The sequence below is a fragment of the Longispora sp. NPDC051575 genome, assembly GCF_040681875.1.
Lineage (GTDB): Bacteria > Actinomycetota > Actinomycetes > Mycobacteriales > Micromonosporaceae > Longispora.
In genome coordinates this window covers 439,107-459,339 of record NZ_JBFAZP010000003.1, presented here as the reverse complement: position 1 = coordinate 459,339, position 20,233 = coordinate 439,107, and the positions used below count along the sequence as shown (strand labels likewise).

The window sequence follows — 20,233 nt, the reverse complement described above, 5'->3', positions numbered from 1 at the left end:
CTTGCTCAATGAGGAGGAACCATGCTGAAACTCGCATCCCGAGTGGCCACCATGGTCGCAGTCACCGGCGGTGTCGCCCTGGCCATGGGCGGCGTCGCCCAGGCCGACCCGGGCCGGTCCGTCAACCCGCCGCAGCCCGGCACGGCGTCGGCCGCCACGGGCTCCCTCGCCTCGATCCGAGCCTACTGTGAGGACGGCACCCGGATCCGGTCCAGCGCGCCGAGCGGCACGGTGCTCGGCCTCTGTTACAACTCGCACAACGTGAGCGCGCACTGCAAGCCGAGCCCCGCGCACGGCTACTGGGTGCGGATCACCGACAACACCACCCGCGTGAGCGGCTGGGTCAACGGCAGCCTCGTCAAGGCCGTCGGCTGGGACACCCTGCCCAACTGCTGACGCACCGTGCCCGTCCACCGCGACGGCGCGGCCCGACCGGGGCCCGACCTCCGCACTCCGGAGGTCGGGCCCCGCCCCCGTTCCCCGGCGAGCCGGGACTTCCAGGGCGCGCGTCCTGGGCTGCCTGTCCGACCCGACAGGCGGGCGCCGGGCCGTGCCGCCCGGCGCGTCGAGCGAACGCCCGGGAGGGGTACGCCGCCGCGCCGGACTCCGGACCGCTACCGGTGCACGTCCACGGCGATCCGCGACGGGCCGGTCAGCGTGGAGGTCGTCACGGCGTGGGTGCCCCGGATGCCCACCCCCACCCGGAAGTCGCCCTCGAAGTCGCAGGTGATCGCGTAGCCGGTGACGTACGGCAGGCTCAGCACCTTCTGCCACGCGCCGGGGAACGTCGAGGAGCCGTTCTCGTCGTGCGCGCTGGCGTCGATGTCCAGCTCGACGAACGAGCTGCCGGGGATGGTGACCGGCTTGCCGGAGCCGCAGTGGGTCAGCTCGGACACCCGGGTGACCCCGAACGTCGGCACCGGACCGCCGAAGTCGAGCACCACCCGGTCGAAGTCGGGGTGCGCACCCCAGCGGACGTTCGTCAGGTGGCTGGCCGTCGAGTCGGTGCCCCCGCCGGCCGCGTGCGCGGCGGGGGAGGAGGCGGCGAAGGCCAGCAGCGCGGTGCCGAGCACGGCGGCGGCGCGGACGGCGGTGGCCTTGCGGACGGAGCGTACGGACATGGGGTCCCCCCGGATTCTGTTGGTCGCCTGCGTTGCGTACCCCCTAAGGACGCTCTTAGCGCTCTAAAGGTTGCAATAGAGGTATTGCCGACTCCACCCGGGCGCACGAAGGCCGCTCCACCCGACGATCCGGTGGAGCGGCCCGTGTCCGCTCAGAGCCTCAGCTCGTCTCGCCGGCCACCGAGAACGAGCGCAGCCGGACGGAGGCGTAGTAGGTGGCCAGCACGGCGAGGACGACGGACATCGCGACCGCGACGGCCACCGACAACGGGCGCTCCATCAACGGGGTCCCGCTGATGCTCTGCGCGAACGTGGCCACGTACTTCTGCACCGACAGCACCTTCGCCCCGGACACCAGGTTCGTCAGCAGGCCCTCCCAGACCAGCACGTAGACCAGGCCGAGCAGCACCGGCCGGCGGCTCACGACGCTGAGCGCCAGGAACAGCGCACTGTAGACGGCCGCGCCGATCGCCGCGCCGCCCGCCAGGCCCGCCCCGAGCTTCGGACCGTCGATGACCGCCCCGACGACGAACATCGGCACCGCCGTCACCAGGGCGCTGACGCCGCTGGCCACGACGAGCTTCGACAGGATGATCTGCCAGCGCGGGATGGGCTTGGTCAGGATGTGGATCACGGTGCCGTCGTCGATCTCGGAACCGAGCACGCTCGCCCCGATGATCAGCGACATCAGCGGGACGACCGCGGTCATGCCGAGGCCGACCACGACCGCGGTCACCAGGTCCTGGTCGCTCGCGCCGAGCGACACGGCGAGCCAGGTCAGGCCCATGAGGATCAGGGGGGCGGGGAGGAGCAACAGGAACCGGCGCCGGCCGAACAGCGCCCGGACGGTCAACGCGCAGATGGTCAGGTTCATCGGGGGCTCCTCAGGCCGAGACCAGGTAGGCGAAGACGCTCTCGAGCGACTCGTCGGACGGGACGAGCTGGCGGACCCGGATGCCCTCGGCGAGCGCGACCTTCGGCAGCGCGCGGGTGAAGGTGCCGTAGTCGCCGGCGTGCACCGTGAGTTCTTCGGCGCCGAGCGAGACCCCCGTCACCGCCGGGGAGGCGATGAGCGCCGTGGCCAGGCGGCGGTCGTCGGTGGAGCGGATCACGAACACGTGCGGGCGGTGCGTCATCAGCCGCCGGATCTTCCGGAAGTCGCCCGAGGCCGCGAGCCGGCCGTTGACGATCACCTGGACGGTGCCGGACACCTGCTCGACCTCCTCCAGGATGTGCGAGCTGAACAGGATCGTGCGGCCCTGGTCGCCGAGGGAGTGCAGCAGCTCCATCATGTGCGCCCGCTGGCGCGGGTCCATGCCGTTGAACGGCTCGTCGAGCAGCAGCACCGCCGGGTCGTGCACGAGCGAGGCGGCGACCCGGGCGCGTTGGCGCATGCCCTTGGAGTACGTGCCCAGCCGGCGGCCGGCCGCCTCGGTCATCTCCACCAGTTCCAGGGCCCGCCGCGCCGCGCCCGCCGGGTCGGCGAGTCCGTGCAGCTTGGCGCTGGCGTGCACGAATTCCCAGCCGGTGAGGTGCGCCGGCACCGACTCGCGTTCGGCCACCAGGCCCAGGTCGCGGTACACGTCGGGGTTGCGCCAGGTCGGGTTGCCGCCGAGCAGCACCTCGCCCTTGGAGGGGGCCAGGAAGCCGGCCATCATGTGCAGCAGCGTCGTCTTGCCGGCGCCGTTCGGGCCGAGCAGTCCGGTGACGCCCGCGCCGAGGCTCATGGTGATGTCGTTGACGGCCACCACGTTGCCGTACCAGCGGGACACGCCCCGCAGGTCGACGGTCAGAGGGGTGGTCATAGCGACACCTTCCGGTAGCGGGTGATCAGGGCGGTGACGACGGCGGCGACCAGCGCGACCGCGCCGACGCCGTAGTAGATCCGGTAGCCCGGTTCGAGGTTCGCGTCGCCCTTGCCGAACAGGAACTCCTGGAGGCCGTCCACCATGCCGTCCGGGCTGATCATCAGGGAGAGCTGGCCGATGGCCCCGTGCGCGAGCTCGTGCGGGATCTGCGCGATCGGCACCAGGACCAGGAACACGGCCGCGATGGCGCCGGCCGCGAACGCCCGCTTGCTGGCCAGCGAGGCGATCAGCAGGGCGATGCTGCCGTGGATGACGGCGAGGACCGCGATCATCGTGTACCCGCCGAGCAGGCCCCGGACCTCGGCCCACACCCCGGACACGTCGGCGACCGAGAACGCCGCGGCGGCACCCACGATCGTCAGCGGCCCCGCCACCAGGAGGAACACGGCGGAGATCACGGCGGCCAGCTTCGCCAGCGCGTAGTCCGTGCGGCGCAGGGGCCGGGAGAAGTACAGCGGCAGGGTCTTGTTGCGCAGGTCCCGGGACACCAGTTCGGGGGCGACGACGGCGAGGAAGATGATGACGATGACGCGGGCCACCTGCTGGAACTCCTGGTACCCGACGATCATCTCCCCGGTCTGGGCCCGGACCGCCGCGACGACCACCGCGAACGCGCCCAACAGCCCGACCATGATCCAGGGGAAGATCTTCGCCTTCGCCGACCGGCCCAGGCCGAACGCGGACCGCAGCCCGTGGGTGTAGAGCGACCTCGCCACGTACAGGCGGCCGAGGTTCGTGCCCTCGTAGCGCCGGTAGCCGATGTCGTGGATCCGGCTGCCGCCGGTGTCGACCGCCTCAGACATGGTGGGCCTCCGGCCGGGTGGTGGTGGTCGAGCTGTCGGCGAACAGTTCCGCCACCCGGTGCCGGCGCTGGTCGAGCCGGTGCAGGGGCAGGTCGAGGTCCGCGACGGTCCGCAGGATCGTGTCGTAGGTGTCCTCGGCGTCCAGGCGCACGAGCAGCACGTGGCCGTCCACCGTCAGGGACAGGTCCCGGGCCCTCAGCGCGGCGATCAGCTCGTCCGTGCCCTCGGTGACCTCGACGACGAGGACGTCGTACCCGGTGGTCATGGCGTCGACCCGGTCGGCGCGCAGCAGGTGCCCGCGCTCGATCGCGATCAGGGTGTCGCAGATCCGCTCCACCTCGCCGAGCAGGTGGGTGCACACGACCACCGAGATGCCGAACTCCGTACCGATCTTGGTGATCAGGGTGAGCATCGCGTCCCGGCCGGCCGGGTCCAGCCCGTTGGTCGGCTCGTCGAGCAGCAGCAGGTCCGGGTCGTGCACCAGCGCCTGGGCGAGCTTGACCCGCTGCTTCATGCCCGTGGAGTAGCCGCCGATCGGCCGGTAGCGCTCCTCGTAGAGGCCGACGTGCCGCAGCGCCTCGGACGCGCGCTCGCGGGCCGCGGTCGGCGGCAGGCCGCTCATCCGCGCCATGTGCGTCACGAACTCCGCCGCGATCATGTCGGGCGGCAGGCAGTCGTGCTCGGGCATGTAACCGACCCGCGCGCGGACCTCGTCGGCCGCCACGGTCGGGTCGAGGCCCAGGACGCGCACCGACCCCTCGGTGGGTTCGAGCAGGCCGAGCAGGATCTTGATCATCGTGGACTTGCCGGCGCCGTTCGCGCCCACCAGTCCGATCACTCCGGGCTCGACCGCGAGCGTCAGGTCCCGCAGCGCGGTCACCCCGCCCGGGTACGCCTTGGTCAGGCTTGTCGTCTCAATGAGTGGCACACGCGCACGGTACGCGGCCGGGAGCGTTCCCGTCCTCCGGTGGAACCCTGATTTTCACCCTGTGTCACCGGCCGGCCGGCGGCGGACCCCCTGAGCGGCGGATGCCGGGCCCCGGTTGTTAGCGACCTGTGAGCGCCCCCGGCGAGGATCCCGGCGGGGAAGCGATCCGCCCCCCACCCGCCCCACCCGTGAGGGAGCGCACCACCGATGAGACGACGACGCACAACCTCGCTGCTCGCCGCCGCCGCGACGACCATCAGCCTGGTGCTGGTCAGCGCGCCCCAGGCCGGCGCGGCGCCGGCGTCCGAGACGGAGATCCAGGCCCAGCTCTACCTGGCGTACGCGCCCGTGGTCTACCTGGCCAAGGGGGAGACGAGGCGCCCGACCAACGCCGGCGCCTTCATCCAGCACGCGGCGCTGGGCTGGGCGCACGACTCGAACTGCCCGAACCACCAGCTCGCCGGACTGGGCACCGTGAACGCCGACTGGATGGGCGACGGGAGGTACACCCACCACCTCGACAACGCGCTGTGCTCACCGACCGGCGGCGAGTACCGGAGCAACCAGGGCGTCCGACCGTACGACTTCCAGGGTGCGGAGGGGATGTACCTCGACCTCGACCCCGCGTACGAGAACATGGGCAGCGTCCGCGCGGAGCTGTACTACGACTACCAGAAGGGCGACCACATCACCTACTGGTTCTTCTACGCCTACAACGACGGCCCGTTGGTGCAGAACCACGAGGGCGACTGGGAGCGCATCTCGATCAAACTGAGCCCCACCAACCAACCGTTGACCGTCGCGTACTTCAGCCACGACAGTTCGTGCGTCCTGAGTTACCCGTCGGTGGCGAAGACCGGTACCCATCCGCACGTCTACTCCGCGAAGGGCTCGCACGCGTCCTATCCGAAGGGCGACGAGACCTATCCGACGCAGTTCCCGGGCGTCAACGACCACACCACCAAGGGCGGTGAGATCTGGGCGACCTACATCCGGCCGATCCACGACGTCAAGACGATGTCCTGGTACGGCTACGGAGGGGCGTGGGGTCGGGTCGGGCACACCACCTGGACCAGCGGTCCGCAGGGCCCGAGCGCGTTCAAGAGTCCCACCCCGTCGAGCTGGACCTCCCCGGCCTGCTTCTGACGGCCCGGACCTGGCGACGCGGGTCCGCGGTGCCCGACGGGTACCGCGCCGAACGGGGGATCCGCGTCGCCCCGGGGCGACCTCAGGGGGTGAGGAACGCCGGGACGCACAGGCACGCCTCGTCGAGGTCCAGTCGCCCGAAGGTGTCCCGCCACAGCCGACGGTGCTCCCGCGCGGCGTCCGCGTCCCCGGCCCGCGCCGCCACGAGTTCGAGGCGGGCGTGGGTGCGGGCGGACTCGAGGTGCGCGCCGGTGGAACCCCATCTGTCCAGCGCGTGCCGCAGGTGACCGGCCGCCGCGCCGAGGTTGCCGCGCAGGAGCTCGAGGTCGCCGAAGGCCCGGTGGATGTCCGCGCTGGTCCCGGTGTCGTCGGCGGCCACGAACACCTCCAGCGCCTCGCGGAGCCCCGCCTCGGCCGGGTCCACCCGGCGCTGGTGCAGGTCGACATAGGCCAGCCGGAAGCGGGCGTAGGCGGCGACGATCCCGTCCCCGAGGTCCACGGCGGTCGCCAGCGCCCCGGACAGCACCGTCCGGGCCTCGACGTGCCGGCCCGCACCCGTCAGCAGCGCGCCGTAGGTGAGCGCGTGCATGGCCGCGATCCGGGGGACGCCGCCCGCGCGTTCGAGGTCGAGGGCCTCGCGGGCCGGGGGCAGCCCCTCGGCGGCGCGGCCGAGTTCGCCGTAGGTGGCCGAGAGCCCCGCCAGCGCGGACGTGCGGCCCAGGAGCGGCACCCGGTCGTCGCGGCAGGCCGCCACCGCCCGGTGCTGCCAGTCCAGTGCGGCCCGGAGGTGCCCCAGCCGCCGGGAGACCATGCCGGCCCGGTTCAGCGCCCGCTGGTACAGGACCACGTCGCCGGTACGCTCCGCGACCGCCAGTTCCTCCCGGGTGAGTTCGGCCAGCTCGTCGAACCGGTCGTGCCGGGCCGCCGTGGAGATGAGCGCGCCCAGCATCCAACCGAGCAGCTCGTCGGTGCCGTGCTCGCGGACGCACGCCAGCGCCGTGCGCAGGACCCGTTCCCAGTCCTCGTAGCCGCGCGCGTCGAAGTAGCCGCACAGCCGCAGGGCGAGCCGGCCGGCCTCGTCGGCCATGCCCAGCGCGACGGCCTCGTCCACCGCCGCCACCAGCTCGGTCCGTTCCCGGTCGAACCAGTCCGTGGGCGAGGCCTCCACCGCCTCGTGCGCGGCCTTGGGCGCGGCGGTCACCGGGACGCCGAGACCGTGGTAGTGGCCGGACTGCACGAGTTCGTCCGCGCGGGAGGCCAGGTCGAGCCACGCGGCCACCAGCGCGGACCGGACCTCCCGGTGCCCGGGCTCCTCGACCGTGGCCCGTTCCCGCGCGTAGTCGGCGACCAGGTCGTGCATCCGGAACCGGGTCTGGCCGACGACGTCGCGGTCCAGGCGCTCGATCAGGTGCACGTCCACGAGCCGGTCGACCAGCCGGGGACGGTCACCGGAGAGCTGGTCGAGGACCCAGGCCGGATGTTCGGTACCGGCGAGCAGGCCCAGCCGGGCGAACAGCCGCCGCTCGTCGGGTTCCAGGGACTCGTCACTCAGCGCGATGGTCGCCCGCACGTCGAGGTCGCCGACCGCGAGTTCGTCCAGCCGGCCGCGCGCCGTGGACAGCCGCGCCCGCAGTTCGGCGAGCGGCCGGTCGGGGCGGGCCGCCGCCCGGGCGGCGCTGATCGCGACGGCCAGCGGCAGGTTCCCGCAGGCGGCGACGATCGCGGCGGCGTCGGCACAGTCGGCGGGCGACCGGTCGGGGCCGGCGATCGAGGCGAACAGCGCCAGGGCGTCCTCGGCGGACAACTCCGGCACGGTCCACCGGGCGGCCCCGATCAGGCCGGCCAGCCGGGTCCGGGACGTCACCAGCACCGCGCTGCTCGCCGAGCCGGGCAGCAGCGCCCTGACCTGCTGCTCGGTGCCGGCGTCGTCGAGGAGCACCAGCACCCGGCGGTCGGCCAGATGGCTGCGGTACAGGCCGGCCCGCTCCTCGGGGTCCGTCGGCACGTCCCGGGACACCCCGAGCGCGCGCAGCCACCCCGTCAACACGTCCGCGGGGTCCACGGGGGAGCGGGTGCTGCCCCGCAGGTTCGCGTACAGCTGCCCGTCCGGGTACGCCTCGCCCAGCTCGTGGGCCACCGCGACCGCCAGGGAGGTCTTGCCGATCCCGCCGGGCCCCACCAGCAGGCTCACGGGCACCGCCACGCCCGGCCGGCCGACCGCCCCGGCGATCTCGGCGGACAGCGCGTGCCGGCCCACGATCTCCAGGGGCAGCGGCGGGAGCTGGCGGGGGATCAGCCGGGTCACGGCCGAGCTCTCCGGGTCCTGGCCGACCAGGATCCGCTGGTGCAGCGCCCGCAGCGCCGCCCCGGGCTGCACCCCGAGGTCGGCGGCGAACCGCCGGTACACCTCGCGGTAGACCCCGAGCGCCTCGGCGCGCCGCCCGGCGGAGACCAGCGCCAGCATCCGGATCTCGTGCAGCCGCTCCTTGTACGGATGCTCGGCCACCAGGGCCGGCAGCGCCGTGAGCACCTCGTCCGGGCGGCCCAGCGCGAGCCGGCTCTGCAACAGCAGCTCGTACGCCCCGAGCCGCTCCTCGTTGACGGCCAGTCGGGTGGTGGTGGCCCACTCGCCGGCCACGTCGGCCAGCGTCGGACCGCGCCACAGCCCGAGCGCCCCGGTCAGCAGCGCCACCGCCCGCTCGTGGTCCGCGCCGCTGGCCGCCGAGCGGGCCCGCTCCAGCCCCATCCGGAACTCGGACAGGTCGAACGTGTGCCCGCAGAGCCGCAGCTCGTACCCCAGCGGGCGGGTGTGCAGCACCTCCTGGCCGGGCGCGTCCCGCAGCCGCCTGCGCAGCGCGCTCACCGCGTTGTGCAGCTGGGCCTTCGCCGTCGGCGGCGAGTCCGCGCCCCAGAGCACGTCGATCAGGCGGTCGGCGCTGACCATCCGGTCCGCGTTGAACAGCAGCACGGACAGGATCAGGCGCTCGCGCCCGCTTCCCGCGCCGAGGTCCCGGTCGTCCGCGTGCGCCCGGACCGGGCCGAGCACTCCGAACCACATGAAATCGACGATAGCCGACCGGGCGCGCGCGGGGGCCGGGCGGCCGCTCGGGCCGGGCCGGGCGGGCACGCGGGGCTACTCCTCGGCGGCGAGCGCGGCCAGCCGGTCGAACGTGTCGACCAGTACCCGTCGGCGTTCGGTCCTGTAGTCGGGTTTCGGCTCAAGGCCGTCGATCGTCGCGTCCCACACGGCCACGAACGTGTCGCGCCAACCGGTGATCTTCTCGGGTTCGGGCAGCGTGACCCCGACGTAGCCCTGCTCGGCGAGGACGCGGAGCAGCTCCAGGTTGCAGGGGACGGCCACGCCCCAGTACTCGTCGGGTTCCAGACCCACCGGGTCCCCGGCCATCGCGGCCTCCACCTCGTCGAGCAGGCGCCCGGCCAGCTCCGACAGGTGGTCTGCCGCCGTGTCGCTGTCGAAGTTGCCACTGCCCCAGGTGCCCATCGAACCTCCGTCGTGCCGGTCGGGCGTCGGCGGGTGCCGGTCGCGCGTCGCCCGTGAGTGTGCCGCGGGGGTCCGACAGTTTCGGCTAGGCGACCCGCCGCCACTGCGAGGAACGCTGCTTGCTGGTGAAGTTCAGCACGTCCCCGGAGCAGCTGACCTGGCTGCCGCCCGCGGCGACCTCCATGGCGATCTGGCTCTGCCGCCGGTCGTCGATGTACAGCGTGACCGTGCCGTCCACCTTCGGGTTCGCGGTGTAGAGGTCCTTGCCGTCCACCCGGTACGTGAACTCGATCGTGCCGTGCGCGACCACCTTGTACCGCTGGCTGTTGGCCACCCCGTTCTCGGCCCGGTTGGTGTAGACGTGCACGCCCGTACCGTCGGCCCGGAACTGCTGGGTCGTGTTGGTGTCGCCCCGCATCACCATCTTCACGCCGTTGATCTCCCAGTCGGCCTGTTCGGACTCCACCTGCCAGGTGCCGACCAGACAGTCCCGCGTGCCGGGCGGGGTGGGGGAGGGCGTCGGCGACGGGGTCTGGGTCGAGGTCAGGGTCGTCTTGGTTCCCGCCGGCGTCTTCGGCCGGGTGAGCGCGTAGGCGGTGCCGGCGACGAGCAGCAACCCGGCCACGCCACCGGCGACCAGAGCCCGGCGTTTCCGCCGCGACCGTGGCGCGACCGCGACGGGCAGCTCCAGCGACACCGGCTCGGGATGGTGCGGCTCGGTGCGCACCGCCCCCTCGGCCACCGCGAGTTCCGGCTGGTCGATGGCGCTGGGCGCGAGTCCGAGCGCGCGGTGCAGCAGGGTGGCCGCGAGCGGGATCCGGCTGGAACCGCCGACCAGGAACACGCCGTGCAGGTCGGCGGTTGCCACCCCGGAGTCGGCCAGGGTCTGCCGGGTGGTGTCGACGGTCCGGGCCAGCAGCGGGCCGGCGACCCGTTCGAAGGCCTCCCGGTCCAGGACGAACTCCTCGTCGACCAGCGGCACGTGCACCAGCGCGCTCGACGCCCGCGACAGCATCTCCTTCGCGGTGCGGGTGTCGTCCCACAGCACGCGGCTCGCGCGCCGGTCGGCGTCCGTGGCAGGCCGCAGGAGCCGCCGCCAGAGCTCCGGATGCGTCCGGCCGTACCTCTCGCCGAGGTGCGCGATCAGCGCCGCGTCCACGTCCAGCCCGCCGACGTCCGGCAACCCGCCCGAGGCGAGCACGTCGAACCCGTCGAGGGTGCGCCGGACGATCGCGGCGTCGAAGGTGCCGGCGCCCAGGTCGTACACCATGGCGGGCGCGCCCAGCGGCACGCCGGTGCCGGCGGCGGCGAAGTGGCAGGCCGCAGCGACGGGCTCGGGCACCAGCCGGGGGTACCGGAACACCTGCCGGGCCGCCGCGAGCAGCACCCGCTGACGGGGCTCGGCCCACCCGGCCGGGTACGTGAGCACCGCGTGCCGGACGGGCTGCTCCGCGATCCGGTCGGCCTCGGCCCGCACCCGGGCGAGCACCGCCGCGACCAGGTCGGACGTGCGGTACTCGGTCGCGCCGAGCAGGACCACCCCGTCGTCGATCCTGCATTTGGGATGCGGCTCGAAGCAGTCGGGCCGGGCGCGCGCGGCGTGCTGGGCGTCCCGGCCGACGACGAGTCCGCCCGGGGCCCCGAACACGGCGGAGGGCAGCAGCGGCGAGCCGTCGAACAGCACGGGCCGGACGCGGCCGTCGGGCCAGCGGAGTACGGAGACGGTGTTGGTCGAGCCGAAGTCGAGCCCGAGCAGGAAGACGCGCACGCGTTCATTACAACGCCGGAGGTCCCGGGTGGGATCTCAGAAAAGTGTCAGCTTGCCCGGGGCACCGGGGAGCCGCAGGAATCGGCGGCCCGGGTCGCCCCCGGACCGCCGAACCGGCCACCACGGGCCGGAAACCCCGCGGACAGCCCGCGCGTTGGAGGCCTAGAAGTCCTCGCCGCCCCCGTCGAACATGTCCTCCATGATCTCCCCGGCCACGTACCCGCCGACGAGACCGGCCGCCACACCCCCGACGACGGCTCCGGCCCCGCCGCCCCGGTGGCCGCGTCCGTGGTGGCGGTAGCCGTGCCCGCCCTGGCCGTAGGCGCCGCGCGCGGGGACGCGGGTCAGGATCTTGCTCCGCAGCCACCCGTCGATGTGCGCGGCCCAGTCGGTGCCGGCGGCGTCGGCGTGCGGGACGTGGAAGGAGAAGTACACGTCGTGGCCGCCGGTGAACAGCCCGCCGCGCTTGTCGACCTCGACCACCACGTCCACGCCCGCCGGGCTGGTGATGAAGGTGACCTCGGCCTCGTTGAGGGCGTGGGCGTAGGCGGGTCCGGCGTAGTACTCGATCTCCTGGTAGAACGGCAGGGTCTGCCGGCTGCCCCGGATGTGCCCGGCCTCCAGGTCGGCCTTCTTGAACCGGAACCCGAGCCGGCCGAACGCGGCGAGGACCGCCTCGTGCGCGGGCAGCGGGTGCACGCTCACCTCGTCGAGGTCGCCCTTGTCGATGGCGGCGGCGATCGCCAGCTCGGTGCGCACGCCCATCACCATCCCGCGCAGGCGCTGCCCGTCGTGGACGTGGGTGATCGGGGTCTCCCACGGCACGGGCATCGTGAACGGCACGGACTGCCGCTCGCCGGCCCTCAGGGTGAACCGGCCGGTCACGGGCAGGCGGTGGAACTCCACCGTGCCCGAGTGGTCGTCGCGGTCGACCCGGGTGACCAGGCTCAGGGTGACGTGTTCGATGTCGACGTCGACCGTGCCACCGGTGATGTTCACCTGGCCGGTCAGGTCCAGGCCCGGGCGGGTGTTGGGATTGGTCAGCACGGTGTCGACCGTCGGTGCTCCGACGCCGATCTTGCTGAGCATCTTCTTGAAGACAGCCATGATCACTAGACTAACACCTACGACTGTATGGTTGACGGGACGTGTCCGGTCGACTGCGGAGAGGAGGTGGGGGTGGTGGACACCCTTCTCAAGATCGGCGAACTGGCCGCGCGGGCCGGGGTGTCGAACCGCACCGTCGACTTCTACACCACCTCCGGCCTGCTCGCGCCGGCCGGCCGCAGCCCGGGCGGCTTCCGGTTGTACGAGGTCACGGCCGCCGACCGGATCGCCACGATCCGCCAACTCGAGGCCCACGGGCTGACCATCGACCAGATCGCGACCGCGCTCCGGGACCACACGGCGCCGGTCCTGACCGCCTCCCTCGGCGACCTCGACCGGGACCTGCAGACCCTGCGCACCGTCGCGGGGGACACCGGCGACGAGGTCGGCAACCTGGTCTCGGCGCTCACCGCGCGCGCCCACGCCCTGATCACCACCGCACTGGAGATCGCCGGAGCACTCCCACCCCCGTGACCGGTAGTCGACGCGTGAGGATCCGCCATGCCCGCTGACGATCCGCTCCTGCGGTGGGCCATCCGCCCCACCGCCCGCACCTTCACCTACCACGACGCCACGGCGGTCGCCGTACCCGCGCTCCTCGGCCGCGACCGCCTCGTGCTGGCCGGCCCCGCCGAGCGGCTGGCCGTCCTCGTCCCCGGGGTGCTCGCCGACCTCGGGAGCGGGTTCCGCCCCATCGGCGACGCCGCGACCCTCACCGCCCTCTGCCGGGGCGACAGCCGGCTGCGGCTGGTGGAACTGGTCAACTGGATGCACACGGAGACCCCGCCGCGGGTCGTGGGCGCCGCGACCTGGTTGGACGGGGGCGGCAACGCGGTGGCCCGCCTCCTGGACGCCGCCTGGCCGTCGTCCCGGGCGCGACCGGGCGGTCCCGGCGTGCGCCGCTGGGCCGGGGCCCGCGACCGGACCGGGCGGCTCCTCGCCGTCGCGGCGGACGCGTGGAGCTCCGAGCGGGTCGGGTTCCTCGCGGGCCTGGCCACCCATCCCGACGGCCGGTCCCGGGGCTTCGGCCGGGCGGTGTGCTCGTTCGTGCTCCACGAACTCGTCACCGGGCACGGGGCCGCGGCCCTGGTGGTGAACCGGTCCTACGTCCCGGCGATCCGGCTGTTCGGCAGCCTCGGCATGGGCACCCGTCTCCTGGCCACGGCTCGCCTCCTCTGATCGTCCGGTGCCGGACCCGGAAAGATCCAGGGCATCCGTCGGGTACCGGGACGGGGCCGGTCAGCCGTCCGACCCGCCTACCGTGTGACTCGCCTGGTGGCGCCCACGGCCCCGCCGCGCGGTTCCAGGGTCGGGCGCTCCGTGAGGTCGGCCCCACCGCCACGCCGGCCCTGCCACGCGACGACGAACCACCGCCGAGCCCACCGCCCACTCAGGAACGCCTCCGCGATCAGACCAGCTTGCTAGGATGCTCAGAGTGTTGTGACGGAGGTCCCGCCCCGACCCCGGCGGGCTGTCGTGAGGAGCGACCATGGTGACCCTCGACGTCCCGCGCGCCCAGGTCCTCGCGTACCGGGTGGCCGCGCACCAGTTCGACCGGGCGGTCCGCGCACCCGGGGACCTCGCCGTGCTGGACCTCGGCGTCCAAGACACCCCGTACGGCTCGGCCCGGGTCGCGCTGTCCGCCCGGACGGACGCCCGCACCGACGAGGCACCCGATGCCCGCACCGATGGGGCATCCGGCGCCCGGGCCGGTGTGGCACCCGGCGCCCCAACCGACGGGGAGCCCGGCGACCTCACCCTGCTCTGGGCCGCCCGGGGCGCCCCGACCCTGCACCGCACGGCCGACCTGCCCCGCCTCGCCGCCGCGCTCTGGCCGCTCAGTGACGCCGACGCGACGACCCGGATCGCCAGTACCGTGATCAGGGACGGGGCGAAGTTGGGGATCGCGGCGTTCCGGGCCGCCGCCGAGGCCATGCACGACGTGGTGCGGGGGGCCTTGCCGAAGGGCGAGGTGAGTACCGCGGTCAGTGCCCGGATCCCGGCGTCCCTGACGTTCTGGTGCGCCACCTGCGACGCGCAGCACATCTCCGGCGCCCTGTTCCAGCAGGTCGGACTGTTCGCCGGGGTCCGTCTCGACCTGACCGACGGCACGGCGCTCGCCCCGGTGCCGGGCTGGCCGGGCGTGCCGTCCGAGGCGCGCGGCACGGCCGACGTGCTGGACACCTACCTGCGGCTCCTCGGCCCGGCGACGCAGATGGAGGCCGCGAAGTTCCTCGGCACGACGGCGGCCCGGATCAAGGACGCCTGGCCCGGGGATCTCACCGAGGTGCGGATTGACGGCAGGAGCGCCTGGCTCCCGGGGGACGCGGTGGACGCGCTGCGCGACGCGCCGAAGCCCCGGGTGGTGCGGCTGCTCCCGCCGCTGGACCCCTACCTCCAGGCCCGCGACCGGGACCTCCTCGTCCCCGACCGGGCCCGGCAGTCCGCGGTGTGGAAGGCGATCGGCAGCCCGGGCGTGGTGCTGGTGGACGGGGAGGTCGCCGGCACGTGGCGCGGCAAGCTCGCCGGGCGCAAGCGGCTCGACGTCGAGGTGGTGCCGTTCGCGCCGTGGCCGGCCCGGGTGACCAGGGAGGTCGGGACGGAGGCCGCCCGGGTGGCCGAGGTCCGGGGCGTCCCCGAGGTCCGGGTCACCGGCCACTGAGGCGCGATCTCAGCGGTGTCCGACGCCCGCGCCCCTGGCCCGACCGGGTCCGACCGGCGACGATCAAACCATGATCATTCGACGGGTACTCCCGGCGGACCTGCCCGAACTCGTCACCCTGTGCGCGGCGCACGCGGACTTCGAACGCGCCGGTCCCGTCGCCCCGGACCTCGCCGACCGGCTCGCGGGCGCGCTGTTCGGCACGGGCCGGCTCGGCTGCCTGGTGCTCGCCGGGGACGACGCCCTCGGCGGGTACGCCACGTTCAGCCGGGAGTACTCGACGTGGGCGGGGGCGGAGTACACCCATCTGGATTGTCTGTTCGTGACGGCCGGGCTCCGGGGCGGCGGGTGGGGGCGCCGGCTGTTCGACGAGGTCGCGGCGCTCGCGGACGGGGAGGTGCAGTGGCAGACCCCGGAGTGGAACACCGCCGCCCAACGCTTCTACGCCCGCCTCGGCGCCCGCCCGGCCCCGAAGATCCGCTACACCCTGCCCCGGCCCTGACGGCGGGCAGCGCAGACCCTCCGCCGCACCAGCCCGAGGCCCGACGCGATCCGACCCGGAACCCGCGCCCGACCGGAGCCGACCGGGACCCGCGCCCGACCGGAGCCGACGCGCGCGACCCGCTGCCGCGAACGGCGACGGGCCGCCCCGCGCCTCCTCGGAGACACGTGCCGGCCCGTCGGGCGTCCGTGCGGACTAGTTGTCGCGGAGCTTGCGCCCCTGCGCGTCGGTGCCGCCGTTGACGAGCATCAGGATGCCGTCGATCAGCGGCCACAGCACGCCGAACCCACAGGTCAGCCAGGTCACGGCGATCTGCGCGATCGCGATGTTGACGTGTCCGGTGTAGAACCGGCCGACCCCGAACCCGCCCAGGAAGATCTGGAGCAGGCCGGCGACGAGCTTGCTCTTGTCGGACAGGATCTCCCCGGTCATCGGGTCGACCGGGTAGCCGTACTGCGGGCCGCCGGGGTAGCCGGGCTGCTGCTGCGGCGGGGCCTGGCCGTAGGGCTGTCCGGGCGGCGGCGTGCCGTACGCGGGCGGCACGGAGCTGACCGGGGGCACCGGGCCCGCGGTGCCGTAGGACGGCGGCACGGAGGTCGGCGCGGCGGGATACTGCTCCGGCTTGTACGCGGAGTCGTCAGAGGATGGGAACGTCACGGGACCAGCCTAACCGAGGAACGGTGCACGGACATCGGGTAAAACCCCTGGTGCCCGTACGGGCAGCGGGCGATGCCCGAGGGCGGGCGCCCCGGGTCAGTGGCCGAACCGGGCCTCCAGTGCGGCCCGGCGCGCGGTCACCTCGTCGGGTTCGTCGCCGTACACCAGGATCTGCAGGGTGCACGCGGTGACGGGCGCGTCGGTGCGCAGGCTGTCGTGGCCGGCGACGACGAGCAGCCCGCCCTGGCGGAGCGCCGGCCGCAGCGCGGTGAGCAGGTCGGCGATGGGTCCGGTACCGGACAGTTTCGCGGACTCGGCCGGCAGGTCCAGCGCGTGCGGCCGGATCGAGCGCAGCGCGAGCAGCGGGATGGAGCCGCTGGTGATCCGGAAGTTCAGGTCGAGGACCACGAGCTGGCCGTCCTCGGACTGGGCGCAGTCGAGGCTGCACAGGCCCCGGTAGCCGACGTCGGCGGCGCGCTGGGCGATGGCCAGGCACTCGGTGAGCAGTTCGAACGGCGGGGCGTTGACGAGGCCGAACTTGCCGCCCGCGTAGATACCGGCGTCGTCGACGCGCTGTTCGGTGACGGCGAGCAGCCGGGCGCGGCCGTCGGGGCCGGTGTGCAGCTGGATGCCCCAGTTGCGCTGGAGCCGCAGGTACTCCTCGATGACGAACTCGCCGAGGACGCCGGCGAACGCGGGCAGGGCGACCGGGGTGCCGGCCTCGTGCAGGTACACGTCGAGGCTGCCGCCGTGCGCGGCGTTGGTGGCGGCCTTGAGCACCCAGGACTTCTCGGCCGGGGCGGCGTCGAGCAGTTCGGCGCGGGTGACGACGCTGCGCCGGGCCTGGAACCGGGGGTCGACCAGGGTGGAGATGCTGGCCTTGTTGTTGAGGTAGCCGACGAGGAGCGCGGTCTTCACGGTCCGCGCGTCGGGGCACAGGTCGGTGGGCTGCGGATACTCCATGGAGATCAGCAGGCCGTCGGACATGGCCTCGGTGACCCGGGTGGCGAACTCGGCCTCGGTGCGGAACTCGCGCAGGTCGGTGCCGACGGGCAGGCCGCCGTCGCGCATGGCGGCGAGGAGCTCGGGGTCGGTGCCGCCGGCGCTGCAGATCACGGCGGTGTCGTCGGCGACGGCGAGCGGGCGGGCCGACAGCGCGTCGCGGGTGTGCCGGTGTGCACTGGCGAGCACGCCGGACTCGACCACGGGGCGGGCGCAGACGGCGACGCCGGGGCCGTACACGTCGGTGAGGGTGCGCGGGGAGTCCAGGGTGTGCTGGCGGGGCGGGGAAAGGGTGATGGCGTGTCTCCTGTGGGGTCGGCACGCCCCGGCCGGTGGGCAGGTGCGTGGGCGCGGCGGCCGCGGTGGCGGAAACCGGGAAAACGGGTGCGTCGTGCGCCTCCGTCGCGGCGCGCGGGGCGGGGCGACGGGGAGAGCGCCCGCGGTGAGCGGACCCGAACGGTGGCGGTGCTGGAACGCGGGCGACCAGGGCGTCCGTTCTGTGGACGACAACCCGGTGCGAGCCGTGTACACCCAGAGTCTCACGAATCAGCCGACTCGCCCAATGTGCCGGGAAAAGATCAGACCCCAGAGGGCAAAAGCACCTTTTCCGGGGTACGGATCCCCGCGTCCCGCAGGGGAAGCGCGACGAGCAGCGCGAGGGCGATCCAGACGAACGCGTTGCTCCCGAGCACCCCGAGCGGGCTGCGGCCGTCGTCCCACCACAGCCAGACCATGCTGCTCGACAGCGCCAGGTACCCGGCGGCGGCCAGCCGGTACCGGCCCGCGTCGGCGAGCACGACCAGCGCCGGGAGCAGCCAGACGAGGTGGTGCACCCAGGTGACCGGGCTGACCAGGCACGCGGCCAGGCCGGTCAGCGCGAAGCCGGGCAGCGGGTCGGCGCGCCGGATCCGGTACGCCCAGACGGCGAGCACCGCCAGGACCGCCAGCACCCAGGGCAGCCGGTCGGTGGCGCCGAACCGGGCGAGCGCGCCCTGCACGGACTGGTTGGACACGTACGCGAGGTTCCCGACCCGGGAGGTGTCCCACAGCGTCGACGTCCAGAACTCCCGGGACGCGTCCGGCAGCAGCGCGAACGCGCCCAGGGTGGCCGCCGCGCAGGTCGCCACGGCCGTGGCCGCCGCCCGCCAGCGCCCGGTGAGCACCAGGTACCCGACGAACAGGGCCGGGGTGAGCTTGACCGCCGCGGCCAGCCCGATCCCGATCCCCGCGTACCGGGCCCAGCGGCCGGACAGCAGCCGCCAGTCGGCGAGCACGAGGACGAGGAGCAGCAGGTTGACCTGGCCGAAGCTCACCGTGTCGCGGGCGGGGCCGTAGAAGGCGAGCAGGCAGCCGGCGAGCACGAACGCGTACCAGCGGCTCCAGCCCCGGCGGCGCGCGACGGGGTCGACGAGCCACCACAGGAGCACGGCCGACGCCGCGACGTTCAGGGCCACGCTGACGGCGACGGTGGCGTGCCAGCCGAGCAGGGCCATCGGCAGCATGCACAGCAGCGCGAACGGGGGATAGGTGAAGCCGTACAGGTCGGTGGGCGGGCGCAGGTAGTCGTACGGGTCGCCGCCGGCCAGCCAATGGTGCACGGTGCCGTGGTAGACCCCGACGTCGAACCAGCCCCGGTGTCCGGGCGCGAGGGCGATGAACACGGCCACGGCCACGGCCAGGCCGGACACGAGGAGGATCCGGCGGGTCACCACAGCCGGTAGCCGACCGCGTCGAGCCGGGGTCCGACGGCCAGGTCCGTGCCGGTCGCCCACCACCACACGGCCACCAGGGCGACCGCGCCGCCCGCGAGCGACACCGCGAGCCGTTGCGGGTCGGGGCCGAACCCGTCGGGCAGCACGGCCAGGGCGAGCAGTCCGCTGGCCGCCGCCGCCCACCGGCGCACCGCGCCCGCCGGGGCCGCCGCCGCGATCGGGACGAGCCCCCACAGCAGGTACCAGGTCCGCAGCGCCGGCCCGAGCACGGCCGTCGCGGCCAGGCACAGGCCGAGGGCGTGCACGACGCCGAGCTGTTCGCGCCGCAGCCACACGACGACGCCGATCGCGCCGACCGCCCCGAGCCCGATCCACCGCCAGGCCGAGACCCCGAGGTGGGTGTCCAGGACGAGCCCGGTGAGCCGGCCGAGCGCGCTGGTCACCGACCAGTTGGTGGCCGAGATGGGCGTGCTCAGGGCCGCGATCCAGCCGTACCCGGTGCCGGCGACGCCGGTGGCCAGCACCGTGGTCGCCAGCCCGGTCGCGCCGGCCGCCCCGAGGGCCCGGGGCCAGCGCCACCGGCCGGCGAACTGCCCGGCCCAGATCGCGGCCACCACCAGCAGGCCCAGCGCGGCCGGCGCCTTGACCAGGGCGGCGAGCGTGACCAGGACGGCACCCAGCGCGGGCCTGCGGTCCAGGGCGAGCACCAGGCCGGCGACGAGCAGGCCGAGCATCACCGCGTCGTTGTGCGCGCCCGCGACGAGGTGCAGCAGGACCAGCGGGTTGAGCAGGCCCAGCCACACGGCGGGGGACGGGTCGACCCCGCAGGCCCGGGCGAGCCGGGGCAGGCACGCGGCCAGCAGGACGACGCCGAGGAGGGCGATCGCGCGCATGCCGAGGACGCCGCCGGCGACGTGCCCGTCGGCGAGCCGGGCGACCCGGGTGGCCAGCGCGAGGAACACCGGCCCGTACGGGGTGGGGGTGGTCTGCCAGATGGCGGGGACCTGCGCGGCCAGGTTGCCGCCGAGCGCGGCCGGCCCGTACTGGTACACGTCGATGTGCGCGCCGACCATCTGGCCCTGGGCGAGATAGCTGTACACGTCCCGGCTGAACAGGGGCGGCCCGAGGACCAGCGGCCCGGCCCACACCGCGAACGTGACCAGCAGGCCCCGGGCGGGCGGCCGGATCGTGCCCAGCCACCACCAGGCCAGGACGAGGAGCGCGAGTCCGAAGTAGGTGCAGGCCAGGCCGAGGGTGGCGTACCCGCGCAGGTCGCCCAGGTCGCGGACCGGGGTGAGCGTGGCGCGCACGGGCAGGGCGCCGGCCGCCAGCCCGCCGAGGGCCACACAGGACGAACCGACGAACCCGAGCGCGCGGCAGCGTCGGTGTTCGGCGGCCGGGACCGCGGCGACGACCAGGCTCAACACCCAGGCACCTTGTCAGTGGCGCGTGACG

Annotated in this window: 19 protein-coding genes; 6 read left to right on the top strand and 13 right to left on the bottom strand. The window is 74.0% G+C overall.

Annotated features, from left to right (window positions below):
- Nucleotides 1-21: 21 nt before the first annotated feature.
- Nucleotides 22-396 carry a hypothetical protein gene (locus AB0M43_RS09615; protein ID WP_363722807.1) on the top strand — a complete coding sequence of 125 codons (375 nt, stop codon included), beginning with the start codon at nt 22-24 and terminating at the stop codon, nt 394-396.
- Between the two features lie 218 nt (nt 397-614).
- Here AB0M43_RS09615 and AB0M43_RS09610 read toward each other — a convergent pair whose 3' ends face one another.
- From AB0M43_RS09610 to AB0M43_RS09590, 5 genes are all read right to left on the bottom strand, one after another.
- Nucleotides 615-1,121 carry a hypothetical protein gene (locus AB0M43_RS09610; protein WP_363722805.1) on the bottom strand — a complete coding sequence of 169 codons (507 nt, stop codon included), beginning with the start codon at nt 1,119-1,121 and terminating at the stop codon, nt 615-617.
- A gap of 160 nt (nt 1,122-1,281) precedes the next feature.
- Nucleotides 1,282-1,995 carry an ABC transporter permease gene (locus tag AB0M43_RS09605; RefSeq protein ID WP_363722803.1) on the bottom strand — a complete coding sequence of 238 codons (714 nt, stop codon included), beginning with the start codon at nt 1,993-1,995 and terminating at the stop codon, nt 1,282-1,284.
- A gap of 10 nt (nt 1,996-2,005) precedes the next feature.
- Nucleotides 2,006-2,926 (bottom strand): ABC transporter ATP-binding protein, encoded by a 921-nt coding sequence (locus tag AB0M43_RS09600; RefSeq protein WP_363722801.1) that lies wholly within the window; start codon nt 2,924-2,926, stop codon nt 2,006-2,008.
- The gene (locus AB0M43_RS09595) at nt 2,923-3,792 is read right to left on the bottom strand and encodes an ABC transporter permease (protein ID WP_363722799.1); all 870 of its coding nucleotides are present in this window, start codon (nt 3,790-3,792) and stop codon (nt 2,923-2,925) included. Before AB0M43_RS09595 ends, AB0M43_RS09600 begins: the two co-directional genes overlap by 4 nt.
- Complete coding sequence (locus AB0M43_RS09590; protein ID WP_363722797.1) at nt 3,785-4,720, bottom strand: ABC transporter ATP-binding protein; 936 nt, start codon at nt 4,718-4,720, stop codon at nt 3,785-3,787. The genes AB0M43_RS09595 and AB0M43_RS09590 overlap by 8 nt, the downstream gene beginning before the upstream one ends.
- Before the next feature lie 207 nt (nt 4,721-4,927).
- Between AB0M43_RS09590 and AB0M43_RS09585 the strand changes: the two genes are divergently transcribed.
- Nucleotides 4,928-5,866, top strand: a complete 939-nt coding sequence (locus AB0M43_RS09585) for a Vps62-related protein (protein WP_363722795.1) — start codon at nt 4,928-4,930, stop codon at nt 5,864-5,866.
- An 82-nt stretch (nt 5,867-5,948) separates the two neighbouring features.
- On the opposite strand, the gene AB0M43_RS09580 is transcribed toward AB0M43_RS09585, so the two are convergent.
- The 4 genes from AB0M43_RS09580 to AB0M43_RS09565 form a co-directional block, all read right to left on the bottom strand.
- A complete protein-coding gene (locus tag AB0M43_RS09580; protein ID WP_363722793.1) occupies nt 5,949-8,924 on the bottom strand; it encodes a BTAD domain-containing putative transcriptional regulator in 2,976 nt (991 codons plus the stop codon).
- A 75-nt stretch (nt 8,925-8,999) separates the two neighbouring features.
- Entirely contained in the window at nt 9,000-9,368 is a 369-nt protein-coding gene (locus AB0M43_RS09575; RefSeq protein ID WP_363722791.1) for a DUF4259 domain-containing protein, read from the bottom strand.
- Between the two features lie 85 nt (nt 9,369-9,453).
- A complete protein-coding gene (locus AB0M43_RS09570) occupies nt 9,454-11,136 on the bottom strand; it encodes an Hsp70 family protein (RefSeq protein WP_363722789.1) in 1,683 nt (560 codons plus the stop codon).
- A gap of 162 nt (nt 11,137-11,298) precedes the next feature.
- Nucleotides 11,299-12,243, bottom strand: coding sequence for a sporulation protein (locus AB0M43_RS09565; RefSeq protein ID WP_363722787.1), 945 nt, complete (start codon nt 12,241-12,243; stop codon nt 11,299-11,301).
- A gap of 75 nt (nt 12,244-12,318) precedes the next feature.
- On the opposite strand from AB0M43_RS09565, the gene AB0M43_RS09560 reads away from it, so the two are divergent.
- From AB0M43_RS09560 to AB0M43_RS09545, 4 genes are all read left to right on the top strand, one after another.
- Nucleotides 12,319-12,717 carry a MerR family transcriptional regulator gene (locus AB0M43_RS09560; RefSeq protein ID WP_363722785.1) on the top strand — a complete coding sequence of 133 codons (399 nt, stop codon included), beginning with the start codon at nt 12,319-12,321 and terminating at the stop codon, nt 12,715-12,717.
- Between the two features lie 27 nt (nt 12,718-12,744).
- Nucleotides 12,745-13,422 (top strand): GNAT family N-acetyltransferase, encoded by a 678-nt coding sequence (locus tag AB0M43_RS09555; protein ID WP_363722783.1) that lies wholly within the window; start codon nt 12,745-12,747, stop codon nt 13,420-13,422.
- A gap of 310 nt (nt 13,423-13,732) precedes the next feature.
- Nucleotides 13,733-14,905 (top strand): crosslink repair DNA glycosylase YcaQ family protein, encoded by a 1,173-nt coding sequence (locus tag AB0M43_RS09550; protein WP_363722781.1) that lies wholly within the window; start codon nt 13,733-13,735, stop codon nt 14,903-14,905.
- Nucleotides 14,906-14,975: 70 nt separating this feature from the next.
- Nucleotides 14,976-15,407 carry a GNAT family N-acetyltransferase gene (locus AB0M43_RS09545; RefSeq protein WP_363722779.1) on the top strand — a complete coding sequence of 144 codons (432 nt, stop codon included), beginning with the start codon at nt 14,976-14,978 and terminating at the stop codon, nt 15,405-15,407.
- A gap of 195 nt (nt 15,408-15,602) precedes the next feature.
- Here AB0M43_RS09545 and AB0M43_RS09540 read toward each other — a convergent pair whose 3' ends face one another.
- The 4 genes from AB0M43_RS09540 to mptB form a co-directional block, all read right to left on the bottom strand.
- Nucleotides 15,603-16,064, bottom strand: a complete 462-nt coding sequence (locus AB0M43_RS09540; protein ID WP_363722777.1) for a TM2 domain-containing protein — start codon at nt 16,062-16,064, stop codon at nt 15,603-15,605.
- 96 nt (nt 16,065-16,160) lie between these two features.
- On the bottom strand, nt 16,161-17,306 hold the full coding sequence (locus AB0M43_RS09535) for a hypothetical protein (protein ID WP_363722775.1): 1,146 nt from the start codon (nt 17,304-17,306) through the stop codon (nt 16,161-16,163).
- Nucleotides 17,307-17,644: 338 nt separating this feature from the next.
- Complete coding sequence (locus AB0M43_RS09530) at nt 17,645-18,778, bottom strand: glycosyltransferase family 87 protein (protein ID WP_363722773.1); 1,134 nt, start codon at nt 18,776-18,778, stop codon at nt 17,645-17,647.
- On the bottom strand, nt 18,772-20,205 hold the full coding sequence (gene mptB / locus AB0M43_RS09525; RefSeq protein WP_363722771.1) for a polyprenol phosphomannose-dependent alpha 1,6 mannosyltransferase MptB: 1,434 nt from the start codon (nt 20,203-20,205) through the stop codon (nt 18,772-18,774). Before mptB ends, AB0M43_RS09530 begins: the two co-directional genes overlap by 7 nt.
- Nucleotides 20,206-20,233: the final 28 nt, after the last annotated feature.